The sequence below is a fragment of the Myroides injenensis M09-0166 genome, assembly GCF_000246945.1.
Taxonomy (GTDB): Bacteria; Bacteroidota; Bacteroidia; order Flavobacteriales; family Flavobacteriaceae; genus Flavobacterium; species Flavobacterium injenense.
In genome coordinates, this window is the sequence record NZ_BAEX01000024.1 from 1 (window position 1) to 25,101 (window position 25,101).

Annotated in this window: 21 protein-coding genes and 1 pseudogene; 6 read left to right on the forward strand and 16 right to left on the reverse strand. The window is 30.4% G+C overall.

The annotated features are described in order from the left end of the window. Window positions 1-458 precede the first annotated feature (458 nt). On the forward strand, window positions 459-716 hold the full coding sequence (locus tag RH98_RS05600; RefSeq protein ID WP_010251464.1) for a hypothetical protein: 258 nt from the start codon (window positions 459-461) through the stop codon (window positions 714-716). Window positions 717-935: 219 nt separating this feature from the next. Here the strand turns inward: RH98_RS05600 and RH98_RS05605 are convergent, their stop codons facing one another. The 3 genes from RH98_RS05605 to RH98_RS05615 form a co-directional block, all read right to left on the reverse strand. Beyond that, a complete protein-coding gene (locus RH98_RS05605; RefSeq protein WP_010251466.1) occupies window positions 936-2,339 on the reverse strand; it encodes a UDP-glucose 6-dehydrogenase in 1,404 nt (467 codons plus the stop codon). Window positions 2,340-2,519: 180 nt separating this feature from the next. Then, window positions 2,520-2,954 (reverse strand): adenylyltransferase/cytidyltransferase family protein, encoded by a 435-nt coding sequence (locus tag RH98_RS05610; RefSeq protein ID WP_010251469.1) that lies wholly within the window; start codon window positions 2,952-2,954, stop codon window positions 2,520-2,522. Between the two features lie 925 nt (window positions 2,955-3,879). After that, window positions 3,880-5,391 carry a bifunctional ADP-dependent NAD(P)H-hydrate dehydratase/NAD(P)H-hydrate epimerase gene (locus tag RH98_RS05615; RefSeq protein ID WP_010251472.1) on the reverse strand — a complete coding sequence of 504 codons (1,512 nt, stop codon included), beginning with the start codon at window positions 5,389-5,391 and terminating at the stop codon, window positions 3,880-3,882. Between the two features lie 489 nt (window positions 5,392-5,880). Between RH98_RS05615 and RH98_RS05620 the strand changes: the two genes are divergently transcribed. Beyond that, window positions 5,881-6,405: an NADPH-dependent FMN reductase gene (locus RH98_RS05620; protein ID WP_010251475.1), complete on the forward strand. Its 525-nt coding sequence runs from the start codon at window positions 5,881-5,883 to the stop codon at window positions 6,403-6,405. 294 nt (window positions 6,406-6,699) lie between these two features. Here the strand turns inward: RH98_RS05620 and RH98_RS05625 are convergent, their stop codons facing one another. The 4 genes from RH98_RS05625 to RH98_RS05640 all read right to left on the reverse strand — a co-directional run bounded on the left by RH98_RS05625 (window position 6,700) and on the right by RH98_RS05640 (window position 13,574). Beyond that, window positions 6,700-8,052 (reverse strand): RagB/SusD family nutrient uptake outer membrane protein, encoded by a 1,353-nt coding sequence (locus RH98_RS05625; RefSeq protein WP_237717509.1) that lies wholly within the window; start codon window positions 8,050-8,052, stop codon window positions 6,700-6,702. Window positions 8,053-8,063: 11 nt separating this feature from the next. After that, on the reverse strand, window positions 8,064-11,111 hold the full coding sequence (locus tag RH98_RS05630; RefSeq protein ID WP_010251481.1) for a SusC/RagA family TonB-linked outer membrane protein: 3,048 nt from the start codon (window positions 11,109-11,111) through the stop codon (window positions 8,064-8,066). Window positions 11,112-11,541: 430 nt separating this feature from the next. Continuing rightward, window positions 11,542-12,900, reverse strand: a complete 1,359-nt coding sequence (locus RH98_RS05635; RefSeq protein ID WP_010251484.1) for a sensor histidine kinase — start codon at window positions 12,898-12,900, stop codon at window positions 11,542-11,544. Beyond that, window positions 12,897-13,574, reverse strand: a complete 678-nt coding sequence (locus RH98_RS05640; protein ID WP_010251488.1) for a response regulator transcription factor — start codon at window positions 13,572-13,574, stop codon at window positions 12,897-12,899. The genes RH98_RS05635 and RH98_RS05640 overlap by 4 nt, the downstream gene beginning before the upstream one ends. A gap of 201 nt (window positions 13,575-13,775) precedes the next feature. Here RH98_RS05640 and RH98_RS05645 point away from each other — a divergent pair, with 201 nt between their 5' ends. Further along, window positions 13,776-14,804 (forward strand): OmpA family protein, encoded by a 1,029-nt coding sequence (locus RH98_RS05645; protein ID WP_010251491.1) that lies wholly within the window; start codon window positions 13,776-13,778, stop codon window positions 14,802-14,804. A gap of 558 nt (window positions 14,805-15,362) precedes the next feature. Here RH98_RS05645 and RH98_RS15740 read toward each other — a convergent pair. The 3 genes from RH98_RS15740 to RH98_RS05660 are packed head-to-tail and all read right to left on the reverse strand — an operon-like array spanning window position 15,363 to window position 17,415. Next, window positions 15,363-15,542, reverse strand: coding sequence for a hypothetical protein (locus RH98_RS15740; protein ID WP_026038760.1), 180 nt, complete (start codon window positions 15,540-15,542; stop codon window positions 15,363-15,365). Further along, window positions 15,543-15,902 (reverse strand): hypothetical protein, encoded by a 360-nt coding sequence (locus RH98_RS05655; protein ID WP_010251494.1) that lies wholly within the window; start codon window positions 15,900-15,902, stop codon window positions 15,543-15,545. A gap of 34 nt (window positions 15,903-15,936) precedes the next feature. Next, window positions 15,937-17,415: a WG repeat-containing protein gene (locus tag RH98_RS05660; protein ID WP_010251497.1), complete on the reverse strand. Its 1,479-nt coding sequence runs from the start codon at window positions 17,413-17,415 to the stop codon at window positions 15,937-15,939. A 491-nt stretch (window positions 17,416-17,906) separates the two neighbouring features. Here RH98_RS05660 and RH98_RS05665 point away from each other — a divergent pair, with 491 nt between their 5' ends. Continuing rightward, window positions 17,907-18,773, forward strand: a complete 867-nt coding sequence (locus tag RH98_RS05665) for a helix-turn-helix domain-containing protein (protein WP_237717510.1) — start codon at window positions 17,907-17,909, stop codon at window positions 18,771-18,773. Between the two features lie 128 nt (window positions 18,774-18,901). Continuing rightward, the gene (locus RH98_RS05670) at window positions 18,902-19,630 is read left to right on the forward strand and encodes an FAD-binding oxidoreductase (RefSeq protein WP_010251503.1); all 729 of its coding nucleotides are present in this window, start codon (window positions 18,902-18,904) and stop codon (window positions 19,628-19,630) included. Between the two features lie 4 nt (window positions 19,631-19,634). On the opposite strand, the gene RH98_RS05675 is transcribed toward RH98_RS05670, so the two are convergent. The 5 genes and pseudogenes from RH98_RS05675 to RH98_RS05695 form a co-directional block, all read right to left on the reverse strand. Further along, the gene (locus tag RH98_RS05675) at window positions 19,635-20,168 is read right to left on the reverse strand and encodes a DUF4269 domain-containing protein (protein ID WP_010251507.1); all 534 of its coding nucleotides are present in this window, start codon (window positions 20,166-20,168) and stop codon (window positions 19,635-19,637) included. A gap of 54 nt (window positions 20,169-20,222) precedes the next feature. Next, a complete protein-coding gene (locus RH98_RS05680) occupies window positions 20,223-20,555 on the reverse strand; it encodes a DMT family transporter (RefSeq protein WP_010251510.1) in 333 nt (110 codons plus the stop codon). Window positions 20,556-20,683: 128 nt separating this feature from the next. Beyond that, entirely contained in the window at window positions 20,684-21,244 is a 561-nt protein-coding gene (locus RH98_RS05685; RefSeq protein ID WP_010251513.1) for a Crp/Fnr family transcriptional regulator, read from the reverse strand. 33 nt (window positions 21,245-21,277) lie between these two features. Next, window positions 21,278-21,787 (reverse strand): annotated as a pseudogene (locus RH98_RS05690) (GNAT family N-acetyltransferase). Between the two features lie 15 nt (window positions 21,788-21,802). Continuing rightward, a complete protein-coding gene (locus RH98_RS05695; protein WP_010251519.1) occupies window positions 21,803-22,333 on the reverse strand; it encodes an AAA family ATPase in 531 nt (176 codons plus the stop codon). Window positions 22,334-23,093: 760 nt separating this feature from the next. Here RH98_RS05695 and RH98_RS05700 point away from each other — a divergent pair. Continuing rightward, window positions 23,094-23,318, forward strand: a complete 225-nt coding sequence (locus RH98_RS05700) for a hypothetical protein (RefSeq protein ID WP_141629421.1) — start codon at window positions 23,094-23,096, stop codon at window positions 23,316-23,318. 52 nt (window positions 23,319-23,370) lie between these two features. Here RH98_RS05700 and RH98_RS05705 read toward each other — a convergent pair whose 3' ends face one another. After that, complete coding sequence (locus RH98_RS05705) at window positions 23,371-24,843, reverse strand: S41 family peptidase (RefSeq protein ID WP_010251525.1); 1,473 nt, start codon at window positions 24,841-24,843, stop codon at window positions 23,371-23,373. Window positions 24,844-25,101: the final 258 nt, after the last annotated feature.

Consider the following 25,101-nt stretch of genomic DNA (forward strand, 5'->3'; position numbering starts at 1 on the left):
ACACGTAGTATATTTACTATATATATAATACATTTTAAATATCATTTCACATTTATATACTACAAAATATTAAAGTTTAATAGCTCTTCCAACTATTTCAAAATTCAAAAGCAATAAATCATCTTCTAACAATAGATAAAATGTCAAGTTCTCTCATGTTTTAATTATAATAATTCTAAATAACCAACAGTGATTTGACGTCTAAATTTACAATCACTTAAAATGACAAAATACAACACAAAACAAACAATACATATTTTTTAACAAAAAAATTATTATTATTAAAACTTACCACACAAAACAGCAATTATATTAAACATAAAACACAAAAACAAATAAATAACAAAACTAAGTTAAAGTTGTAAAAACACCAAAAACTTAATATTTACCACTATTTAATATTCAAAACGAATTATATATTTGTAAGACATAACTACCTAATAAAACACTTATATCACATGCAAACAGTTTCACCTACAAACGCTGATCATTTTGATATACAGCAAGAGTATAATAAAATCATGGTTCAAATTGAGCAAGCAAAAAAACATGGCAAAGATGTAATACATATCGAATCACTACCTTATCAATTGCATTTAAAATTGCTTAACGAGAATTATCACATCAAAAAATTACTCAAGAAAGTACCATCATTTCTTTTCTTCAAAAAGACTATTAAGTTATATGCTATTCAATTACCCCAGAGCATTAACTAATCAATATTCTTATATTATATAATCAAAACGTAATTTTAGTTCTGCTATTATATAACAATTGTAATTTTTGACTATAATATTTAAGGTAGTTTATTTAAAATTACTTTGACTATAATTAATTCCTTTACTAACGCTGAGTCCAAGTATCATAAATCAATACTTGGGCTTTTTTTACGCCCTATTATAAATTTACTTATAAAACAAAGTACTTACACCAAATTAGATAGTACCTTTACCAATACTATAAACTTCAAAGCCTATTTCTTCTAATTGTTTTTTATCCAGAAGACCTCTGCCATCAAATACAAATGCAGGTTTTTGTACAATACTATATATATAGTTCCAATCATAAGATTTGAATTCATCCCATTCTGTCAGAATAGCAATACCATGCGCTCCTCTTAAAGCTTGATAAGGATCACTATAAGAAAATATACGCTCTTGATTCTCTAAGGATGTTCGTGTATTCAAATATTCTAAATCCGCCAACATTTGTTGATAGCTAACTTTAGGATCATATACATGAATAGTTGCTTGCTCTTCTATAAGTTCATTAGCAACAAATATGGCAGCTGATTCACGCGTATCATTTGTATCTTTCTTAAATGCCCAACCTAAAAAGGCTATTTTCTTTTCATTAACAGTATTAAATAGAGTTGCTACAATCTTTTCTGCAAAACGTCTTTTCTGATGATCATTCATTATAATGACCTGTTCCCAATAATCTGCCACTTCTTCTAATCCAAATGATTTAGCAATATAGACAAGGTTAAGAATATCCTTTTGAAAGCATGAACCTCCAAAACCAACAGATGCTTGCAGAAACTTACTACCGATACGACTATCTGCCCCTATTGCTCTAGCTACTTCATTGACATCTGCTCCTGATGCTTCACACAACTCTGATATAGCATTAATAGAAGATACGCGTTGCGCTAAAAAAGCATTAGCAGTTAATTTAGATAATTCAGAAGACCATAAATTAGTAGTCAAAATCTTATCTGATGCCACCCAAGAAGCATAAATTTGACTCAACTTAGCGATAGCTTCCTTACCTTTTTCACTTGGAGTACCTCCTATTAAGACACGATCCGGAAAAAGTAAATCATTTATAGCAGTACCTTCTGCTAAAAACTCAGGATTAGATAAAATCTGAAATTCTACACCATTACCAGTTTGATCTAAAATTCTCTTTATAGCTTGAGCAGTACGCACTGGTAAAGTAGATTTTTCTACAACAATCTTATCTGTTTTCGCAATTCTAGCAATTTGTCTAGCACATAATTCGATATACTTTAAATCCGCAGCCATTCCTTTGCCTTTGCCATAGGTTTTCGTAGGCGTGTTTACAGAGATAAAAATCATATCTGCCTCATCTATTGCTTTATCGACATCCGTATCAAAAAATAAATTACGTCCTCGTGCTTCCTTAACAATAGCGTCTAATCCTGGCTCATAAATAGGTAATTTATCTAAATCCTCTTCATTCCATGCAGCTATTCGTCGCTCATTAATATCCACTACAGTGACAATAATATCAGGATTCTTTTGAGCAATCACGGCCATTGTAGGGCCTCCTACATAACCAGCACCTATACAACATATCTTTTGAATCTTTTGCATGTTCTTTTAAATTACAATATCTATTTACTTGTGCAATTTATGAATTTTTAAAATCTTAAAATAGCTCTACCTTTTATTTCATTACCCTTAACTTAAACCTAAAAATAAAAAAGCACATTAGTCAAATCTAACGTGCTCAATATCAAATACAATCACTTAAAACAGTAATTCTATATCCTTTTAACCAATTTTTACCACTTTGCTATTTTCCTTTTCAGCTACTACTTTACGTAATGAACTACTAGAAAAACGGTGATCACGACTATTAAAGTGTAATTCTATACCCTTCTCTTCACAATATGCTCTACCTGTGAAGTTTTTATCTTTATATTCATCTCCTAAAATACGTACGTCTATCTTAAAAGAACGCAATATATCTTCTAAATCTTGTTCTGTAGCATAAGGAACGATTTCATCTACAAATCTACATCCTTTTAGTTGTATATAACGCTCTACTACTGTCTGCGTCGGTCTGTTCTTCTCTGGTCTGTCAAGTGTTGGATCTGTTTGCAATCCTACAATTAAAAAGTCACATTGTCTTTTTGCTTCCTCCAACATTTTTATGTGTCCTGCATGCAATAAATCAAATGCACTAAATGTTATCCCTATTTTCATAGTAATCTTTATTATTAGTTTATTATAGATGAATTATACAAATAATAAACCATCTTTCTTTTCACAACTTTTCCTTTATCTATTATCAAATATTAAATATACATTAACATTCGACAATTCATTGATAATTATGTTAATCATCAACTAAATACTACAAAATATCTATTTTTTATTAAAAATAGTAAATAGCATATTTAACTAATACAATTTTGCAATATCACTATTTAAAATCGTAATATCCACAAATCGTGTACTTTCTTTCCCAATTCCATACACAGTATTGTATTTTCTTTATCTTAATTATAACGATATCATAAGTAATATAATGACATTCTTATTATAAATACTTTATATACCTTATAAAATATCGGCAAAAGTAATAATATTTAGGTTAATACTTACTACCTGCACTATTGATTAAAAGCATTATTAACATTTTAATAATACAAGCTCCTAATCTTATATAACAAAGTATTACTAAGTAATAATTGATAAATATTTTCTACTACCCTCCTTTATTATCTAGCTTTTATTCAACCAATTTTATCTTATTTATCTATCTTTCAACGACTTTATACTTTCACCTACTAAAAACACAAGCCTTTTTATATCGTAAATAAACAAGATTTCAATGATAACTACACTTATATAAACCTCAACTTTTTAAAATCTTGCATCTAGAATAAAAAAAAATGAGTAAGCCATCACAAAAAAAAGGCTTTCCTTACAGAAAGCCTTTAATCTATGCTTATGTTATTTGAATCACTTAAAAAAACAATTCAATACGAATCACACAAGCGAACACATTTTTACAAGTAATAAAGTCCCCACTATTAGTACTTGCTTTGCAGTTGCAAATATATTATACATAAAATCACAAAACAAGAATAAAATAGTTAAAATATTCGCATTTATAATAATCATATTAATTGTTGAGGCTGTGATAAGCTAAATTCAAATAATCTATAAGATTACTTGCCATAATACTATGAGGATTTATCGACTCACTTGCAATATCTCCAGACAATCCATGAAGGTATACCCCCATTATAGCAGCTTTATCTGCTGAATAGCCTTGCGCTAGTAGTCCTACTAAAATTCCTGTCAATACATCACCACTACCCGCAGTAGCCATCCCCCAGTTTCCAGTAGAGTTAAAATAAATATCACCTGAGGGGAGTACTACTTCACTATGAGCTCCTTTCACAACGAAGATAATATTTAGTTTTTTTGAAATTTCCTTTACCTTTTCCATTTTATCAAAATCATCTTGCCAAGTTCCAATTAATCTTTCTAATTCTTTTGGATGTGGAGTCAAGATAGTATTTGATGGCAACAAGGATAATAAATCCTTATCTAGAGCTAATAAATTCAGTGCATCGGCATCTAATACTAATGCTATTTCTTCTTTCTTACTCAAGAAGTTTTTAAAGGCTGCTTGTGTATCTTTGTGTTGTCCTAGGCCTATCCCTATACCTATTGCTTTATATCCAACGGTATTAGGGAAAGCACTTATAACCTCATCATTATTATCTGTCTCACACATTACCTCTGGTACAGCTGTTTGCAAAATGGTATATCCACACTTTGGTAAATAAGCAGTAGATAATCCAGCGCCAATTTTTAAGACTGCTTTACTAGCTAAAACTACTGAACCTATTTTACCATAGCTCCCTCCAACAATTAAGGCATGACCAAACTGACCTTTATGCGAAAATTTATTAGGGTGTATTAGTTTTGCTTGAACATACTCTTTATCAATATAGTAATGAGTTGTATCAATTTTATCAATAGCCTCGGCATCAAGATTAATATCTACTACTCTAAAGTCAGAAGCAATTTCTTTTATCTGTGGTAACAGTAGCGCTAGTTTAGGAGCTTGTATAGTATAGACAATATTTGCTTTAAACACTGGAGCATTATCTGCTATTTTCACATCTGACATCAGACCTGAAGGAATATCAATTGCAATGCGATCCATACAGCTTACACTATTGATTTCATTTAAAAACATTCCCCATTCTTCATCTAATTTCTCTGTTAATCCAACTCCAAAGAGAGCATCCACAATAATATCTGTTGACTTTAGTGCTATCTTATGTTTAGTCGGCAAAAACTTCTCTACCTTTACTCCTAACTCCTCTAGCATCTCCTGATTTTGACTATTATCAGGACTATATTTTTTGGTTTGCCATAAATATACTTTTACAAATGCTCCTGCTTCTTTTAATAATCGTGCAATCGCTAAACCATCTCCTCCATTATTGCCCTTTCCACAAAGTATGACAAAATTATTGTGGTACAATTTATGACGTTCAGATAAGGCTTCTACTATTTTTGTTGCTGCGCGTTCCATTAGTTTAAATGAAGAAATGTACTGATTATCGACAGTTTCTTTATCTAAATACTTTATCTGTTCTGCACTAAATATTTTCATAGTTTATTAATTTACGAATTGATTCTATTATCTTTTTTATATTTTTTTTTGATTCTAAAAATCTATTACTTAGAAATAATTTTGACCAATAATCTTCTAGTAATTATAACTTTGCCTTATTAAAAGTATAACTAATTTAGCGTATTACAAACGTGGTGAAAAAGCCTTCCATAAATACTCATTATAAAAAAATGATTAAATAAACATTTTTGTCGAAAGGAAAAAGAAATTAAACACTAACAAATTACTCTTTATAGTTTATCCGTTAAAAAAGTTACTTATACATAATTATGTTATTGTACATAAATCTTTTTATTCACTACTGCTCTACACTTTTATTACCATCTATTTAAACTAAAAGGGGAAAAAAATTCCCTCTTTTTTTGACAAAAAACTTAAAAACATTGTTTTTTCTTATCCTAGATTAAGTTTTGTTTATACACAACTGCTTTAACTTTGTCCTATCAAAATATTTAAAGAATATCAAAAATGAAAATAACAGCATTTGCAGCGAGCAATAGCTCTACATCGATAAACTTAGCTTTAGTAAAATATATTTCTACTTATTTCCAAAATGATGAAATAAACATCTTGAATCTAAATGATTTTGAAATGCCTATTTACTCACAAGATAGAAATAATGAAGGAGTACCAGCCCACGCTACCAAGTTCAATAAAATACTTACAGACAGTGATATCATCATCATTGCTTTGGCAGAGCACAATGGGTCCTTTACTACTGCATTTAAGAATATTTTCGACTGGACATCGAGAGAAGATATGAATGTTTTTAAACAAAAACCTATGTTACTATTATCTACCTCTCCAGGGGCTAGAGGTGGTGCGTCAGTTATGGAAAGTGCTAAAACTATTTTCCCATTTTTTGGCGGTAACATTAAAGAAACTTTCTCATTGCCTTTCTTTTTTGAAAACTTTAAAGATGGAGAAATAATAAACTCAGAATTTAAAACTCAAATAGAAGAAGTTATCACAAATTTTAAATCCTCACTATAAGAAATTATTTCACAGCAATGGAATAATATGAGAGCAGATAAATAAAAGTATTGACTGTCAAATTCTAGCCAAATTTGAAAGACTTAATTCTCAATTTTAAATGCAGTCCACTTTTACTATCTACTAATCTCATCCTCAAACAACAAAACAATACGTAGAATCGCCTAGAAATATTACTACTTCTAGGCGATTATTTATATATAAAAATGGCGTTTAACCCATTATTATACGCTAAATTTCCAAATAAAACATTCCTCTGCGAATACTTATAGGCTTACTTTAAGTTAGGATTAGCTAGTATTTCTTTCTGCGGAATTGGCAATTGATAATGCCATCCTGTATTTCCATTTTTTGACTATCCGACGTAGTTGCTAAATCTTGTAAATCTCTTTGTAAAGCAAGACCTAAACGCTTTAAATCAAAATAGCGATGTCCTTCAAACGAGAGTTCTAAAAAACGCTCTTGCAAAATTTCACTAATTGTAATATTTGTGTAAAAGGTTAGCTCTTTCATTCTATTTTCTCTTAGTAGATTTAGATCAGCGACAGCACTCTGCATATTACCTGATAAGAGAAAAGCTTCTGATCGAATTAAATACATTTCACCAATTCTAAATACTTTATAATCATTGATACGATTATTAAAAGCACTACCATTATATTTATTTATAACACCATTGTTATCCTCACCGAAAAAATATTGATATCTCTTATCATTTTTAGTATCAAATTGAGCTCTCAGCTTTTGTGAAGCATAGTATAAGTACTTCCCACTATTGTAATCATACCAAAAAATATTAGGTCTGATAGTATCATCATTATTTCTCTTTAATTTAAAAATCACTTCAATATTTGAAGTATCTTCCCAGATACCAGCAAATTCCTTGTCAAAACCCAATGGGTATTTATCAATTAGTAAAGTTGCGTAATATATAGCCTTTTGATAATCCTTTTGATAAAGAGCAATTCGAGCCGATAAAGCATATACCACATCTTGGTTTAGGCGAATATTTGTCATTCCCCCTCTCTCTAGTTCCGCTATACTTAAATCATCCCAAAGCTTATTGTAAAAATCACTTATTAAAAATTTCGAAGGTTTTTCAAATATATCAGAGTTCGTTTTATAAGGTATAGTAGTAGCATTAGTTCCTAAATATTCAGATTGCCCAAATATTCGGTGTAACTCAAAATGAATCAATACTCTTAATCCATATAGCTCAGCTTTTAACTCATGTAATTTTTGCTGTTCCAACGACGAATTAAAAGGCACATTATCAATATTTTCGAGCAGTATATTTACTTTATAAATACTATAGTAATAGCTGTTCCATATCTGTTGTAGCAAATCATCATCGGCTGAAAATATCCATCTATTAATATTGACACCATAGGAATTTACTCCTGAATTATCACTGGCCAAATTGCAATCGTCAGCCATAATAGAACCAAGTAATATATTGTAGTCTAAATTTAATTGACTATACACTCCTACTACCGCAAATTCAAATTGCTTTACAGAGTTATAAATGTGTTGTTGATCAACTGCATCTTTAGGATCAATATCTAATAAACTATCACAACTCTGTAAATTAAATAAACTAATTGCTAAGCAAAATTTTAACCCTATTTTATATATGTTTTTTATCATTGTCATTTACTTTAAAAAATTACTTTTACACCAGCTGTAATCATGCGAGGAAGTGGATATTCATATTGATACCAGTTATTGTCATCCTCAGGATCTTGTCCTTTCCACTTTGTCCAAGTGATTAGGTTTTGTCCTTGTGCAAATACATTTATCTCTTTCACTATTTTATTAGCCCTTCCCAACTTGGTGAACTTGTAATTAATATTTAAGTTTCTAAGTTTTAAATAATCTGCTTTTTGCAATTCTCTATCTGTGATATAACGAGCATATTGCGCCCCAGGATGATCACTGATATCACCAGGATTCTGCCATATATCTAACATACTTCTAGATTGATTATATACTCTATAAGTCTGATCAGCCGATGTTCTATAAAATTCTCCTGTATTGAGACGATACATTCCTTTAATAAAAGTAAATAGTGCGCTCACTTCTAATTTCTTGTATTTAAAATTAGTTGTAAACCCTCCTTTTATAGATGGATCAAAACCTCCTTTAACTAATACAGCATTATCTGGATCATAAGTAGTTGTGATATTACCTTCTTTGTCATAATATAAAGGCGCCCCCGTTTGCTGATCTACCCCTGCCCATCTCACCATATAGAAATGACCTATTTGTTTACCTACCTGATGGATTGAATAATCCTCTGTAATAATTTCATCTTCTGACCCTAAGCTTAGTATTTTATTCTTGTTGTAAGCAAAATTAACGCCTAGATTGAAGGTAAAGTCACCTCTTCTTATCACATCCCCTGAAAGTTTTAATTCTATTCCGCGATTTCTAATTTTTCCCATATTATCGGCAATTGATTCAAAACCTGAAGTATTGGATAAAGAGCGATCCAAGAATAAATCAGAGGTAATACGATTGTAAAAATCAACTTCACCTATTACTTTATTGTCAAATAATCCAAACTCTATTCCTATATCAACTATTTTATTCATTTCCCAATTATAATGATTATTACCTGGGGTTATAGGTGTTAGCGCTGTATCTCCATTATATTGTCCAGGTCCATATAATCGACGATAACCGAAATCACTTGCAAATCCATTGGCGTTTCCTGTAAGACCATAACTAGCCCTTATTCTGGCCAATGAGATAACATTTATATTATCCATAAAATCTTCTGCCATCAAATTCCAACTTCCTCCTACGGCATAAAAATATTTATATCTATTATCACGAGGAACACGTGAGGAACCATCTCTTCTTAAGCTTGTAGAAAAGGTAAATCTATTTTCATAAGAATATCTCAGTAAAGCTAACTGAGATAACAATAGATTCTCAGAAGCACTTCCCTCGATTTTTGGAATAAAATCATTCTCTGGAGTACCTGGTGTTATACCTCCTGCTGTATTATCTAATCCATCTATTAGTCCATACCCTGTAAAACCATGATAATTATATTTTTGCCTATTCATTTCCATTAACGCAATTGCTTCTATCTCATGAGCATCCCATCTATATTTATAATTTGCTCCGATATTTGCCATTAGTCCTATATTTGTTTGATCCCCTTGACTGTACATCCCCTTACCTCCCTCTTCAACAAGGCGACCAAAATATGTGTCTGATTTGATAATATGTGTATTGCTTAGCTTCGTATAATCAACACCTATAGTACTGGTGAGTTTAAAATCATCTGTAACGTCCAACGAAAAATTCCCTGCTAACATCCCTTTTTGTTGCTTTTCTTTGCGACTAACATCATTATACATTGATAATGCATTTGTACCAAACCTATTTGTACCAGGTGTAAGTATTCCATTTTTATCATAAGGTTTTTCATATGGCAATGCGAAATACATAGATGCAACAGGATTAGTCTCACTAACATCAAAATCTGACTCAGAACTCTGACTATTAATATTAGCTAGATTAATAAAGAAATCTGTAGTTAGCCTTCCTGAGTGATGATGAATATTACTATTCACATTGAATTTTTCTATCCCAGAATTATACAGTACTCCCTCTTGTTTAAAATAGTTAAGGGATGTATAGTGTTGAGTAGTCTTATTACCTGCTTGGAAACTCAAATTATGTGATTGATTAATACCTCTTCGAAGCAATTTCTTTTTCCAATCGATATTCGTTTGTCTAATTTCAGCCAATCGACGATCTCCTTCAATATAATCTGCCTCAGTTTTAGCAACTTCTACACCATTAATAATTTTATAAGGATTATTACGTGAATATGCCCAACCTGGCAAATCTTGATCTTGCAAGATTTCTTCAAACTGGAGACGCTGACTTGTATTCATCATATCCCATTTACTATTGTTTGCTTGTGAGTAACCATACTGAGTTTGATAGATTACTCTAAGTCCATCTACATCATTTCTTCCCTTCTTTGAGGTAATTACTATTACTCCATTTGCACCTCTAGAACCGTACTGAGCAGTTGCAGCAGCATCTTTTAAGACTGTTATATCCTCAAAATCATCAGGGTTCAATGCGGTGAAACTTGCAGGCGAAATAGGCATACCATTAAGTACATAAAGAGGATTAGTATTTTCATCTTGCAAAGAGCCAATTCCTCGAATAGTCACCCTACCAGGTGTACCTGGTTGACCAGAGGGTGAAGCCACATAAAGTCCTGCTACTTGTCCTTGTAATGCTTGATCCATAGCACTCACCTGAGATTGATTAATTGCTTGTGCTTCTATTTTACTTACTGCTCCAGTTGTTTTAGCACGAGATTGCTTAGTATATCCTGTCACAACTATTCCCTCAAGCAAATTATCCTCTACATCCAAATCGATATACATAGGATATTCCCCCGCTTTTAATGTAATTAATTTATCACTATACCCAAGATAAGTGATACGCAATTTGACATCTTTTTGGTCGATATCCACTACTTCATATAAACCATCTTCCAGTGTAAAACCCACCTCATCTTTTGTGATATTTTCAATAGTGACTCCTGGAAGAGGAACAAGTGTTTCGGCATCTCTAACAATAATAGCTGATTTCTTTTCTTGTGCATAGCTTATTAACGTACAAGACAGTATCAATGCTAAAGACAGTATTGATCTTTTTATAGTATGCATAAATAAATTTGTTGAATAATTTTTACTACAGGACAAATCTATTTTAGCCAAATTAGGTAGTCATTAAAAAGATATGAAAACGAGATTAAAAGCTCATTAAAAAATTTTAATATCAAGTATTTTTCATAAATAAAACTCTGGATCAAAACAATAAATCAAAAAAATCATTAGGTTTTTCCATACAACATGAAGAAATATAAATAATTCATAGGGTTCATAGGATTATATATAATTAATTATCCTTATTAATCTAAATTATTATCGTGAAAACTATTTTAAGTATAGCCATATCGCTAAAAATCAGAAAAGCTCTACTCTATATTTTACGTTATATCTAGCTCATAACAAGAGATGAGGATTATTCAATCAACTTATGGATACCCCAACAAAATAAAAAGTGCTAATCCTTAATTAATTCTATGATAATCTATTACTTTAATTTCGGTATCATAACTGTAACATTAGTTCCTTTACCTAACTCAGAGTCTATCAATAGTTTTCCTTTGTGCAAATGAACTATTTTAGAAGCAAGTGACAATCCTAGCCCAGTACCTTTTATACCAAATGCATTACTAGAGCGATAGAAAGGAAGAAAAAGTTTATCAATATCTTCTTTTTTAATACCTATACCTGAATCTTTAATGGCAATAATAATATTAGCATCGTCTGTTTTTAAAATAACTTCGATAGGCTTATTATGCGAGAACTTACTAGCATTTAAAATAATATTTGACAATGCTAATTCTAATAAATTACTATTACCATTAAAGAAAAGCTCGTGCAGATCTTCTTCTGTATTTATTTGTAATACTAAATTCAAATCTTTCTTTGCTGCTATAATATGGTCAATCATCCTCCACCAAAAATCCTCAAATACATGTCTATACAAAGGATAGACAGAACTATCCAGTTGCGATAAGGCTAATAAATTATTTATCATTTGATCCATATGCACAGCGTCGTTCACTACTCCTTGCAATACTTTTACATATTCTTCATTCGTTCGAGTTTGACGCAAAGCAATTTCTGCATTTCCCATTAAAGAAGCAATTGGCGTTTTTAATTCATGAGAAGCATGAGATACAAAGGCCTGTTGGTTATCAAAAGACTCTTGAACACGAATAAACAAATCATTAATAGTTTCACTTAATATTCGTATTTCATCTTTTGACATATCTTTGGTAGGAATTGGTTGAAATAGTGTATTAATGTTTTTTTTAGCAAAATATTTATTGATTCGAGTAATAGGAATTAAGAAATAACCAGCAAATAAACGAGAGAGAAAAAAAGTAATAACCAGTGCTATCACTAAACTAATAAGCATGACAGTTCTCAATTGTGATAAAGCTGCAGCACCTTTATCATTTGTAGCTTTAGCCATTATGATGAAATCTCCGGAATTATCTCTGTAAAAAATACCTACGACATACTCTTCACCTTGTTTAAAGTAAATTTTCTTTTTAGATATAACTTCTTCTAGAATATACTTATCCCACTTCAAATCTCCTTCCTCAATAAAAGTAGGACCGAGGTGAATATCATAAATTCTAATTTTCTCATGAGGTAGTGTACGAGGATACTTACGCAAGACCTCATCAAATTCGGCCTTTGTAAAATTATCTTCCGCTAAATAATTATGACCTACTGTAAAAGCTCTATCTTCTAATTGTTTAAAAAATGTATTCTGCCAATGCGATGATACAATAACATAAACTGTTACTAATACACTGCACAATAAGATAGCAAATAAGCCCGAAAACTGTAGCGATAGTCTATTGCGTATTTTCATATCTCATCTTTTAAGATATATCCCATACCTATAACAGTATGTATAAGTTGTGTGTCATATTGCTTATCTATCTTACGTCTTACATAATTGACATATACATCTATAAGATTTGTTCCTCTGTCAAATCCTATTCCCCAAACTGCTTCTGCTATTTGTGTTCTGGTAAGCACCCTATTTTTATTGACCAAAAAATACTCTAATAGGGTATATTCTTTTTGAGTAAGAATAATTGATTTATCCCCTCTAGTTACTGTTTTTTTGTAAATATTCATCACTAAATCCCCTGCCCTATATTCGAGGGTGGGCATACTGATAGAAATGCGACGAGATAATGCTTTTATTCGAAGAAGAAGCTCTTCAAAGTGAAAAGGCTTAGTCAAATAATCGTCTGCTCCCATATTAAATCCTTTAACTTTATCATTCAATGTAGATAAAGCTGTCAACATTAAAATAGGAATTTCACTTTTGTACTTTTTTATTTGTTGACAAATTTCGAATCCATTAATATGTGGTAATATCACATCTAAGATGATCATATCAAAATCTTGTTCCATAGCGAGCTGTAGTCCTATCATACCATCGTAGGCAAATACAACCTGATGCTGACTTTCTTCTAGCCCTTTTCTAATAAAATTAGATACACTTACTTCGTCTTCAATTAAAAGTATATTCATCGCTCTGATTTTAATACAAAACTAAAGCATAAATCAAGCCAGTAAATTGTATTAGAGAAATTTAATCCTCCATTAGAAAACAGTTAGAACAAAAGAAAAACATCGAAAAACAAATTCTTTTTTAGCCTTATTATACCCCGATTTTCATATATAAAAATTAAGTACATTAGCTATATTTTTCTAAGTAAAACAACAATAAATATGAAAAAGTCACTTATCTGTTTAAGCCTAGCATTTGCGCTATTTTCATGTGGTTCAAAGGAACAAAAACAACAAACCAATGAAAAGCAAACTATTGACATTGTATCAGAAGAAAAGAAAGAAAACTCCGTGAAACATTTTGATGTCAATACACTACCTATTACACAAGAGTCTATTGGTACATTCCCTTTTTTATTACCACCTGAGAACTACTGTTATGGTTATTGCAGTAGCTGGAAAGGGCAACCTAACCCTAATGACTTTAATAACTTTGACAAACAATACTTCGCTATTAAAGGAGAACTTATACCAATAGAAGGAAAAACCTACAACATATCAATTGAAAAAAACAGAGCAAAAGATAACGCTAGATTTAATAGCCTAGAAGTAGAAAACAGCTATGACAAAGCAATAATAGCTTTAGGCGGAATAAAAATAAATGATCAAGTAATAAATCAAGAAGCTATAGATAAAATAGGAAAAGAAGAAATACTTAAATATGGGTTTTCTATTCCTTCCGCTGGAAGTAAAGTGAGCACCTATGTAATTCGCACTAATGATAAAGAAGTATGGATACAGTTCAAATTACTAAATGAAGAAAGTGGAAATCTAACAATTTTAGAAAAAGGAGAGTTAAAGCCCCTTTCTGTAGAGAAAGTTACCGCTGATCTTATGAAAATAGAGTTAGATAAAACTGGAAAATCAATCTTGTATATCAATTTTGATACTGACAAATCAACTTTAAAACCCGATGGAAAACAAATAGCGGATCAAATCTTAAAACTATTACTAGACCATCCAACTCTTAACTTAATGATAGAAGGACATACAGATAATACTGGAAACAGTGAGCACAATAAAAAATTATCCCTAGATAGAGCTAATACTTTGGTTTCTTATTTAACTATTAATGGTGTCGATACTTCTCGTCTAGAAACAAAAGGAATGGGAGATGAAAAACCTTTAAAACCAAATGATTCTGAAGAGAATAAATCTCTTAACAGAAGAGTTGAGCTCATTAAAAAATAAAGACATTCGTTCTATAAATAAAAACAATATATCTATTATCTAAAAAATATAGATTATTTCGAATCAATTCTGTTCATTAATTTAATATACTACTTTAAAAAATATTAAGGAGATAAAACCAATTTAAAATGATATATTTACGGATGTACATTATGGGTTTACTCGATTCCATAATCACTAGTCCAAGGGGGATCTGAAAAGATTCCCCTTTTTATTTTTTCACTTTTCAGAGTATCTTCTTATCATTTTGATAAACTTTTTCATTCTTTAAATTTGAAATCAGGTATATTAAAACCTAAAATAACCTTTAGTGACCACATTTGCCCATATATAATCTTTTAAAAATCCTATCTCATCCCTTATATACAATAGCATTGTTACTTTTTATTTCTATAATTATAAGGAGTTTGTTCGGGGTTTGTTCGGGAAAAGTTAGCCCCAATGCGGTTTTGACATAGTAAACCCGAACAAAACCCGAAGCGTACTCGAACAAGCCCCTTGTTTATATGAAATCAAAGGTTCAAAATCCTACTAGAACAGAATTAGTTATCAAAAAAATTATAAATATAAATTATCCAATAACTTATCTACATTGATAGAAGTTACTATAATATCATTAGGCAAGTGAATAGCAAACTGATTATTATCTAATCGTTCTACACAAACAATGTAATTGATATTCAATAAGTACTGCTTGCCTTGTGTGCTTGTAATGCGCAAAAATGGATTAATCATCATTTAATTATATTGAATTCTACTTAATATTTTCAACAAGGTTTTTAGATCCTCACCTACAAAACAGAAACTTATTATCTCGCCCGTTCGTAGCCATAATTTTAAAACTCTGTGTGTAGAATCTACTTCTGTTATAGAGTAAGACTCAATCTTTTTTAATAAAAAAATACGCACTTCGCTGCTTTGATTTGGCCTATTTAATTTTAAATACATCTTATGCCAACCCACCCCTATCATGCCTTCTTTTCCATTGTAAGCTACACGTAATCTATATATTTCTGAATATTTGGAGAAATATCTTTTTGCCTCACTAGTGTCACTTGAGCGCAATTCTGTTAAGTTATATGCTAGCTCATTTGTCATAATATCTTGTCCTCATTAAAGTTAATCCTTCTATCTAGGCTGATGGTAAGCCTTGTTTCTGTATAAGTGATGCTGAAAGTTCACAATACTCCTCTTTAGTGTCTAAGTTTATAAAGAACACATCTTGATTCATTGTTATAGGATTTTTTACTCCTACTTCTACTAATTTACCTTTCACTCTGTAGATACTGTCAAAAGCTGGCTTACTGATTACTTTATTATCCAAACTAATAATGCCAAATAGACCATTTTTCTCTAACTGAAATTTACAACTATATAGGTTTGATAATAATCTTAAACTGTTATATTTAGGAGATAGTACCCAATCTTTCTTATTAGCGTTCCACATACCTTTTAATTTATGTTCTCCTCGTTTTACCGTTACGATATACACAGGTTCTACCACCTCACTAATACACTCTACATTAATGACCGTTTCACCAGCTTCAAGTACAATACCGCTAACTATTTCTTCTTTCTTAGGCCAAATTACCTCTCCCATAAGATTAACAACATTATATCCAATAAAGCTCAAAACACTCTCTGCAGTACCTTGTGGAATATAATCTGTTAGAGTTCCCAAACGAGATAATACATAGAAATTACTACCCAATTGATCTACTCTATCTGGTTTCACTTCTATCAAAAAGAAATGCTTAGAAACAACAGGAATGATATTAACTACATTTCTCCATATATCAACTAGTGGTCTATCGGTGTGCAAGTCAATCTTTTTTAAATGTACTGGAAGTGGCATATCAAATTGTTCATTGACATAAAACCTACCATTTCCTTTTGTATCTCTGTATATAACTGGAGGACTAGCAATAAGACTCTCATTAGTTTTAAAATAAACCAAGTGTTCTTTTCCTTTATAAGTAATCGGAAAAACACAACTCTGAATAATTTCATAAGACTTAACTCGCTTCCCCTTATGATTGTAAACGCGAACTTTATCACTGCGAACTTTACGCACTAATTTTAATCCGTGATCGCAGGTTCCTATAAAATTTGAAAGTATTTTCTTAAAACGTTTCTTTTTTGCTTTATACAAGTCCTCATCTATTTGTAAAAACTTTGTACTAAACGATTTAATAGGTATAGCTTCACCACGCGAATAATGATGCGCTATTGTTGTCTTTTTAACTTTGAGTATTTTCTTATTATCCAAAAGAAAAACTGTTCTTTTTTCGCGCAAACTGCCTCTATCAATTACAGGGAGAAAAGAGCTATTGCGACTTAAAAAGTTAATATTAGGAAATAACTTCCACTCCCAAAAGCGAGTTTTTACAGTATAATTTCGCATAACCGAAGCCACAGTGTACCTGCGCACTACATATAAATCAATCTCTAAAAATCTAAAGGATACTATAACTTTATTTGCTTGATTAATTACACCAAATAAACCTTGCTCATTCTTCACGACAGCATAACCTGTACTTGTAAAAAAATCAACATGAGAATACTGTGGGGCAATTAAGATATTTTTATTCTCATCACAATATCCATACAAACCATTTTCCCCTAAAAAAGGAATGTAGTTTTTTTTTAGAATTTAGGGACTGATTCTTCATAATAGTAGCTATTTGTACTAAAATATACTAAAAAACCGAATAAAAAAAGAAGAATCAAATAAAAATGACTTAGAAAACAAGAAGAAAAATCTCATAATTCGAAAACTATAATTCAAACTTTACTTTATTAATTTCCAGACAAAGAAAAAATACTATGACTAAACTGCTCTCTTATATTGTTGAAAATCATATAAAATGTCAAAAAACATCATTGTTAACGTATAAATTTAGATTAATCTAAATTTAATTACTTACAATTAATTTTTCATCATCAAAATACATTTTTAACTAATAATAATTATCTTTCAATACCCAATAACCATCATTATATTCAATAAAATTACCATACTTTAACAATAATAATTTAAATTGTTTCTAAATAATTATTGTATTTTTGTATCCTAAAAAAACTAGTAAAACCATGGAATGTATGAATGAAATTATTACCTATAGCCAGGGTCCTTCAGCATACAGTGGTATATATGTGAAGGATATAGGAAATATCACTAAAGAAGGCAAACAGGAAAAGATTAAAAGAATTGTAAATCACACACATAGAGATGACTACTACGTTATTGCAGTGGTTAAAAGAGGAGGATTTACTATGGATTGCGAATTTGATCATTATAATGCACAAAATAATTCTATCTTAATCGTTAAACCATATCAAATTTACAGTGTTCGTTCTTTTAGCCAAGATTTTCAAGCATTTTTCTTAGGGGTACAAGATTACAGAATACCTAATGAATTAAATTACGCTTTATATAGTCTAAGTGCTAAGCAACAATTATTTTATATCAATGATGAAGATTTAGATTTGCTATCTGAAACTTTTGTATTAATGCGCAAGTATTTAAAACGAAACGATGAGTATAAAACCCATATTGTAAATGGATTGTTCTCTACTGCTTTATATAAAATTTGTTCTTTAATAGAAGAGAGAGAAAATAAATCAGAAGATTTAAAATTACTTAGTCAACCTGCATCTATAACGGCAAATTTTAAACGGTTAATTTCGCATGAAAGTCATTTAAATCTTCCTTCCTACTTCGCAGAGAAGTTAAACATTACAACTGCACACTTAAATGATTGTGTGAAGAAGACCACTGGTCAGACGGTAAGTTATTGGTTAAAAAAATCAATAATTGACGAAGCAAAACGCTTATTGTATTATACTGATAAATCAGTAAAAGAGGTAGCTTTTGATCTTGGCTTTGAAGATCACACCTATTTTTCGCGTATGTTCAAGAAACATACTTACCAAACACCATTACAGTTTAGAGCTGAACTACGCTAGGCTCTAAACCATTTAATGGTAGCTTCTTACTTTTACCTCCCACAATAGTCCAATCATATCCTAGATTAGTTTAGCTATCATTTTTATTATTTAAAAGACCTTTGTCCTATCCAATAAAAATGAAGATTATGCCGAAGATTCCTAAATTAATTGGAACCCTTGTAAAAACAGCTTGGAGTAAAATGTTTATCGATGTTAAAGTTGTAGAAAAAATACAACTCACCAATTCTTTACTTAAAATACGTTTTGAAGGGGACCTCTCAAACACAAACTATCAAGTAGGTCAAGCAATTTTAATGCAGGTATCTGCAACTGAATACAGAAATTACAGTCCTTCTCTTTATTGTCCTGAAGAAGGATATTTCGAAGTGATATTTCATCAGAAAGCTAAAGGACCTGGTACAAATTTCTTTAAAACTATTAAGGAAAACGATATAGTGACCACAAGTATACCAAGAGGACAAAATATGTATGATCACAATATAGATTACCATTATTTTTATGGAGATGAAAGTTGTTTAGGTTTTTGTAATCACCTGCAGACAACTCTAAAAAAAGATCATAAGTCTCTAAAAGGTATCTTAGAGCTAGAACCAACTAGCGTAAACTATGCCCGTTCAGTATTAGATAATATAGATATTGTATCACCTTCTTTAATAGATAAAGCTGAAACAGCGATTGACTATTTATCGTCTATAGATGACTTTAATTGGAATAGAATTAAAAATGGACAGTTCTATATCATGGGTAACGCAAAGAGCATTTCTACTTTCAGAAAAGCCCTAAAAGACAAAGGTGTATCAAATCGCAATATAGTTTCTCAACCCTTTTGGGTGGAAGGAAAAGTTGGACTATAAAAGTTTATTCTAATTGATAGTCTAAGATGGCTTGATAAGGATCTCCTTCTAACTGTAATAGATGGGCAAATGCAGGTTCAGTTTTTACGCCTTTTCGTTTTAAGTGAATTACATTAGATTTAAAAATCGCACCTTTATTTGCTAATATCTCATATTCTTTTAGCATATGGCGATAACCATCTTGTTGTTCGACGGGACGGTCTTGTCCAAAAAGTTCAACGGGGAAATCTTCTAACAAAAAACTAGCGACAACGGTTTGAATTTTAGATTTTACCTTAGCAGTACAATTAAAATTAGGATAATGCCCAAAACTTTCTTTAATAGTTTCTAGAAAATGATTCTTGTCTTTAAAAAAGCAAGCAATATCAAGGTCGCTATTATCAACAGCAATGTCGATAGGGTATGTCCCTATCAAAACAGGATCATAAGCATGTAATAATTTCATTATTTGATGATCGTGTAACAGTTTGTAGATTTTCTGTTGCACGGTTGTCCCATGCTTTAAATAATCTAATGTTTTAAAATTTACTTTTTTCATTGCTCTTTTTATTACATCTAGACGAATATAAAAAGTTTTACCACACAAAACTAATTAATGCACGGTCATTTTGGAAAAGACATTAATCACCACTACTCCTATCACAATAAAAGTTAAACCTATAATTGCTGGTAAATCTGGTTTTTGTTGATATAGTATAATACCTAAAAGTGTAATTAACAATATCCCTACTCCTGACCAAATAGCATAGGCTACTCCAACTGGAATAGTTCGAAGTGTCAGACTTAAACAATAAAACGCACATCCATACATCGAGATAGTCAAAATACTTGGATATAATTTAGTAAATTCATCAGAGGCTTTAAGAGCACTGGTGCCTATAGTTTCACAAATAATAGCTATCAGTAGAAATAAAAAATTCTTCATCGTATATAATTTTATAGCAACAAAAGTAGAGTGATAAAAAAAAGGATAATTTGACAAATGTCAAATTATCCTTTTTTAATATTTTCGTATAAGTCTAAACTTTATCTATTCCTTTTTTAGTCAAAATACTATAATTTTCTAATTCTGCTTAACGTCTCTGGTGTAATACCTAAATAGGAAGCTATATTACCTAGTGGTAAACGATGAAAATTCTCTCCTAATGTTTTTACCAAACGATGATAACGCTCTATAGCAGACATCGTTTGTAATTGGAAAGCTCGTTCTTCAAGTTCTATACAATAATCCTCAGTTGACCTTCTTCCTATTACATTTAATTCAGGATATTCCCTGTAGAATCGCATAAGTATTTGATTAGATAAAGCCAATAAGGTGCAGTCTTCCATACATTGTATATATTCCAGAGAAGGTTTGCTCTTGTACATTTGATAAGTAGAACCCATTATGGTATTTTCAAAGACAAACCACACATCAACTTCTTTATCATCTATTTCATAGAATCCTCGAACAAAGCCTTTTTCCAAAACATACAAACTCCCAGACAACTGACCTTTTTTCAATATTATATCTCCCTTCTTTTTGTGAAGGACTTGAATATTTTGCTCTAAACTTTCTTTGCACTGTGGTGATAAATAGCCATATTGCTCAAATAATCGAATTATCATATTCATAATTGAACGGTATTACCTTTTAACCTATTTGTTCTATCTAATATACCAAAAATGATCGACATTCTGATATACAAATACATTTTTCACTCGAAAGCCAACCTTTTCTAAAATATGCCTAGAAGCAGTATTTCCCACTTCTGATATGGCGTGTATAGGTAATGTGTTTAAATGAATATCAGCGTACTCCAAACAAGCTAATGCTGCTTCTGTGGCATAACCTTTTCCCCAAGCATCATAAATAAATCAATAACCCAAATCTAAATAACGTTCTACTCCATTTTGACCATCTGTAATCATTTTGAAACCAGTCCAGCCAATAAATTTATTGGTGTTTTTTTCAATAACAGCTGATCTACCAACGCCAAAAACTTCGTATTGATTGCGGATAAACTTAATATTATCCAGCGCTTCAGCACGAGAGGAAATCACTTTCCTGCCTAAATATTGTTGTACTCTTTCATCTCCGTCTAAAATAAACATTCCCTCTACATCTGTAAGTAGTAATGGGCGCATACTTAATCGCTCTGTTTCTAACTGTATCATCTGGCTCTTATTTAGTTACAAATCTATATTTTTTATTACAAAGTCAATACGCTCTTGAATACTAACTTTAGGCAACTCAATACACTGATAGCCAAATTGACAATATACTTTTCTCATCATTTCATAGGTTCTAATCGCTTCTTCATAAGTCTGCTTTCTTTCCTTATCACGCTCATAAATGCTTTCCCAAGGAGGAAGTATAAAAACACTCTTATTATATGGATACTTTTTAACTAATTCTAATTCTTGTTTTTCTACAAGTAGTTCTTCTAAATAAGCATAGCCAATACAATCAATGATCCCCCTATCCCAAAGCGTTAATCCATTATTATGTATTGTATAATCCTCTACTGAACGATTCAGCATTTCTTGGTAAAAAAGCTGTTTATCCTTCCATGGTAATGCACTACCTCCTTTTGCTATCTGACACTGAATTACAGCTCTACCCACTTCAGGAACGATAGAATATCCTTTTTCTGAAAGGGCATTTAACAAAGTGGTTTTACCACTTCCTGGTCCACCTGTAAATACTATTTTGCTACTCATAATTATAGTTTTTTTTGATAATACTTTGGTATTTAAAAAAATCTCTTTCAGATTTCACTCCCATGATAAACTATAGAAATCACCTACAATAAACCCTAAAGTTTATATAGTTATTCTTTTATAAAATAAATAAGGGATACTCTATTTTGAAGAAAAATACAAAGTCCATAAAATATAAGAAAATATGGAAAAATAGCTATTATTGTCTTGCCCTATATATAGTAATAATTAGAGTCAGAAAGATTGCTAAAAGAAATCATAAAATAAGCTATGGAAGTATTTCTCAATTTTAAAGAGAAACAGAAAGAAATAAATCTGTCTTTAGTAAGTATTCAAATTTAAATAACTTTTCAGTAAATTCACAATAACTTTGTAGAATTTAGCATCTTTTTAAAAATAACTTATCTTGTATTATGATTCAAAAAACACCATCAAATAACATTAGATAGAAATATTATTTATTATTGCGCTTAATGGAACAAAGATGTAAAAGTTAAATGTTTTTAAACTACAAATAGCTCATATATTGCTTAAAAAGCACTTTTATAACTATTTATTTAGTATAAATATCAAATATTTTTTTAATATTCCTAACTAATAACAACGATATTAATACTACAAACACTTAATTAACAGTAGATTACAAATCAATTAACGCAATCATACAAATTGATTATTATTTATTGGTATAGTTTGTGTTGAAATATATACCTATTAAAAGACCTGAAAAATTATTTTTTTAAAGTCTTGATTTAAAATAATGCATAATACCAATAAGTCTATGGATTTCTTTTTAGACAACACGAATATCGGAATATATATATCTATTTTTGTTTGCACTATCATACTATTTAGTGCATTAATTATTACTAGTAAACATATTGGTAGAGATGATAAGGTTCTGGCTTTAATGCTCTTAATTGCCTTAGCTCCAGTAGGCATTGCCTATTCAGTTTACTTGCGCTTTTTAAAACATACTGAATAAATAGCTTTTATAAAATAAAAAAAGGGACATCTTTCGAAGTCCCTTATATTAATTATTTTTGGTTATTCTCTATTAATTTTAAAGCTAAATTTAACTCTGCATCCTCTACATCTTTCAGACTTTGCTGAAAATCTTTATTGGAAATATAATAGTCAGGAATCACACCTCTACACTCTTTCTCTGCATTAACGTGATTATTAAAGAATACTTCTGAACGAGGTAAATCAACTATAGTTTCAGTATTTGGTAATTTATAGTTTAAAAACCATGCTGCTGTAGTAAAATTACTACAACTACGCGTCTCTTGTCCTACAATTAGACCTCTATTATTATCTCTAAACAAATTTGCAAAATAAGCAGCTGCAGAAACTGTATTATTGTCAATTAATAAAATTACATTACCAGTAAAAGCGTTTCTATCTTGTGGGTAATTCTCTACGTAAGATTCGTCTAAACGCGTATTCCCATAATAATAACCGTCTTCTTCATTCTTATCAAAGCGCTGTGCCATAAAGTTATTCATTGTAGCAACATCTGTATAAGTAGCTAATCTTCCACTTCCATCAACTAAATTCTTTTTCTCTTGTATCTCTATAACTTTAGTACCATAGCGGTAATTATTTTTGAAGATCTTATCCTTAGTGATAAAAGAATAATAAAGTGGAATATTCGATAACGCTCCTCCTCCATTTCCTCTGATATCGAAAATTAAGTTCTTAATACCATCTGTTTTAAACTGCTCAAAAATTTTATTCAAAATATAATAAGCATATTCTTCAGAAAGATCAAATGTTCTAATTTCAACAATAGCAGTTTCATCATTAATCTTACGAGCATAGATTCCACTGTTATAAGCAATTAAATCTACTGGAAGAATTGTCTTAGTAGAATTATAATGATAGCGATAGTAATCAATAGAAGGTAAAGTAACTATTTTCGTTGCAGTGTCACTATCATTTACCTTATATTCTATTTTGTATTCTTTTGCATCAGGATTCATTAATGAAGTATAAATAGAAAACTCCATCTGACTACTCGCCTCTGAATTTCCATCTGCTTTACGAGGCACGCGCTCTAAAATTTTATCGACAGAAATATTGTTTACTTTGATAATTTGTGCACCACTAGGTATTTCATTTGTGTATTGATTTACGTACACTTTATTATTAAAAACAGCAGTTTCTAATGGAAAGAAACGAATTGATTTTGTAAAATCCTGAAAGAAAATACCATCTGGAGAAATCCCCGAATGAGCATCACGAATTAATTTAATAGGGCTTTCTAGTAAAAAGTTAGCAAAAGTAGGTTCTTTCTCTATTCTCTTTCTTGATTGTTTTACCTCACTGTCAAATTCTTTTTCAGATATAAAGCGATAGGGATTAGGATGTTGTTTTTTAACGATATCAACTAAGGCATCAAAATCTTCCAAATAATCTTCTTTTGTCATTTCAGAATATTTTTTCTGTCCATAAGAGAATCCTTGTACTAATAAAACAACTGCTATTAATAGAAACTTTTTAATCATATAATAAATAAAGTTTACGTTTATAGTAAAAAAACAACATAATTAAATATGTTGTTTTTTAATTATAACATTAAATAAAAAACAAAAGTATTAATTTATCTTTTTAACAATTGTATTTCACATAAATTTAATACTAGTAATTTTTGAGATTTTTTAATAAAAGAAAAGACCAGCAATATAAAATTACTGGTCTTTAACTCATAAACAACTGATTTTCATTACTAATCACTTACTTTAATTATTTATTAAGTATACTTA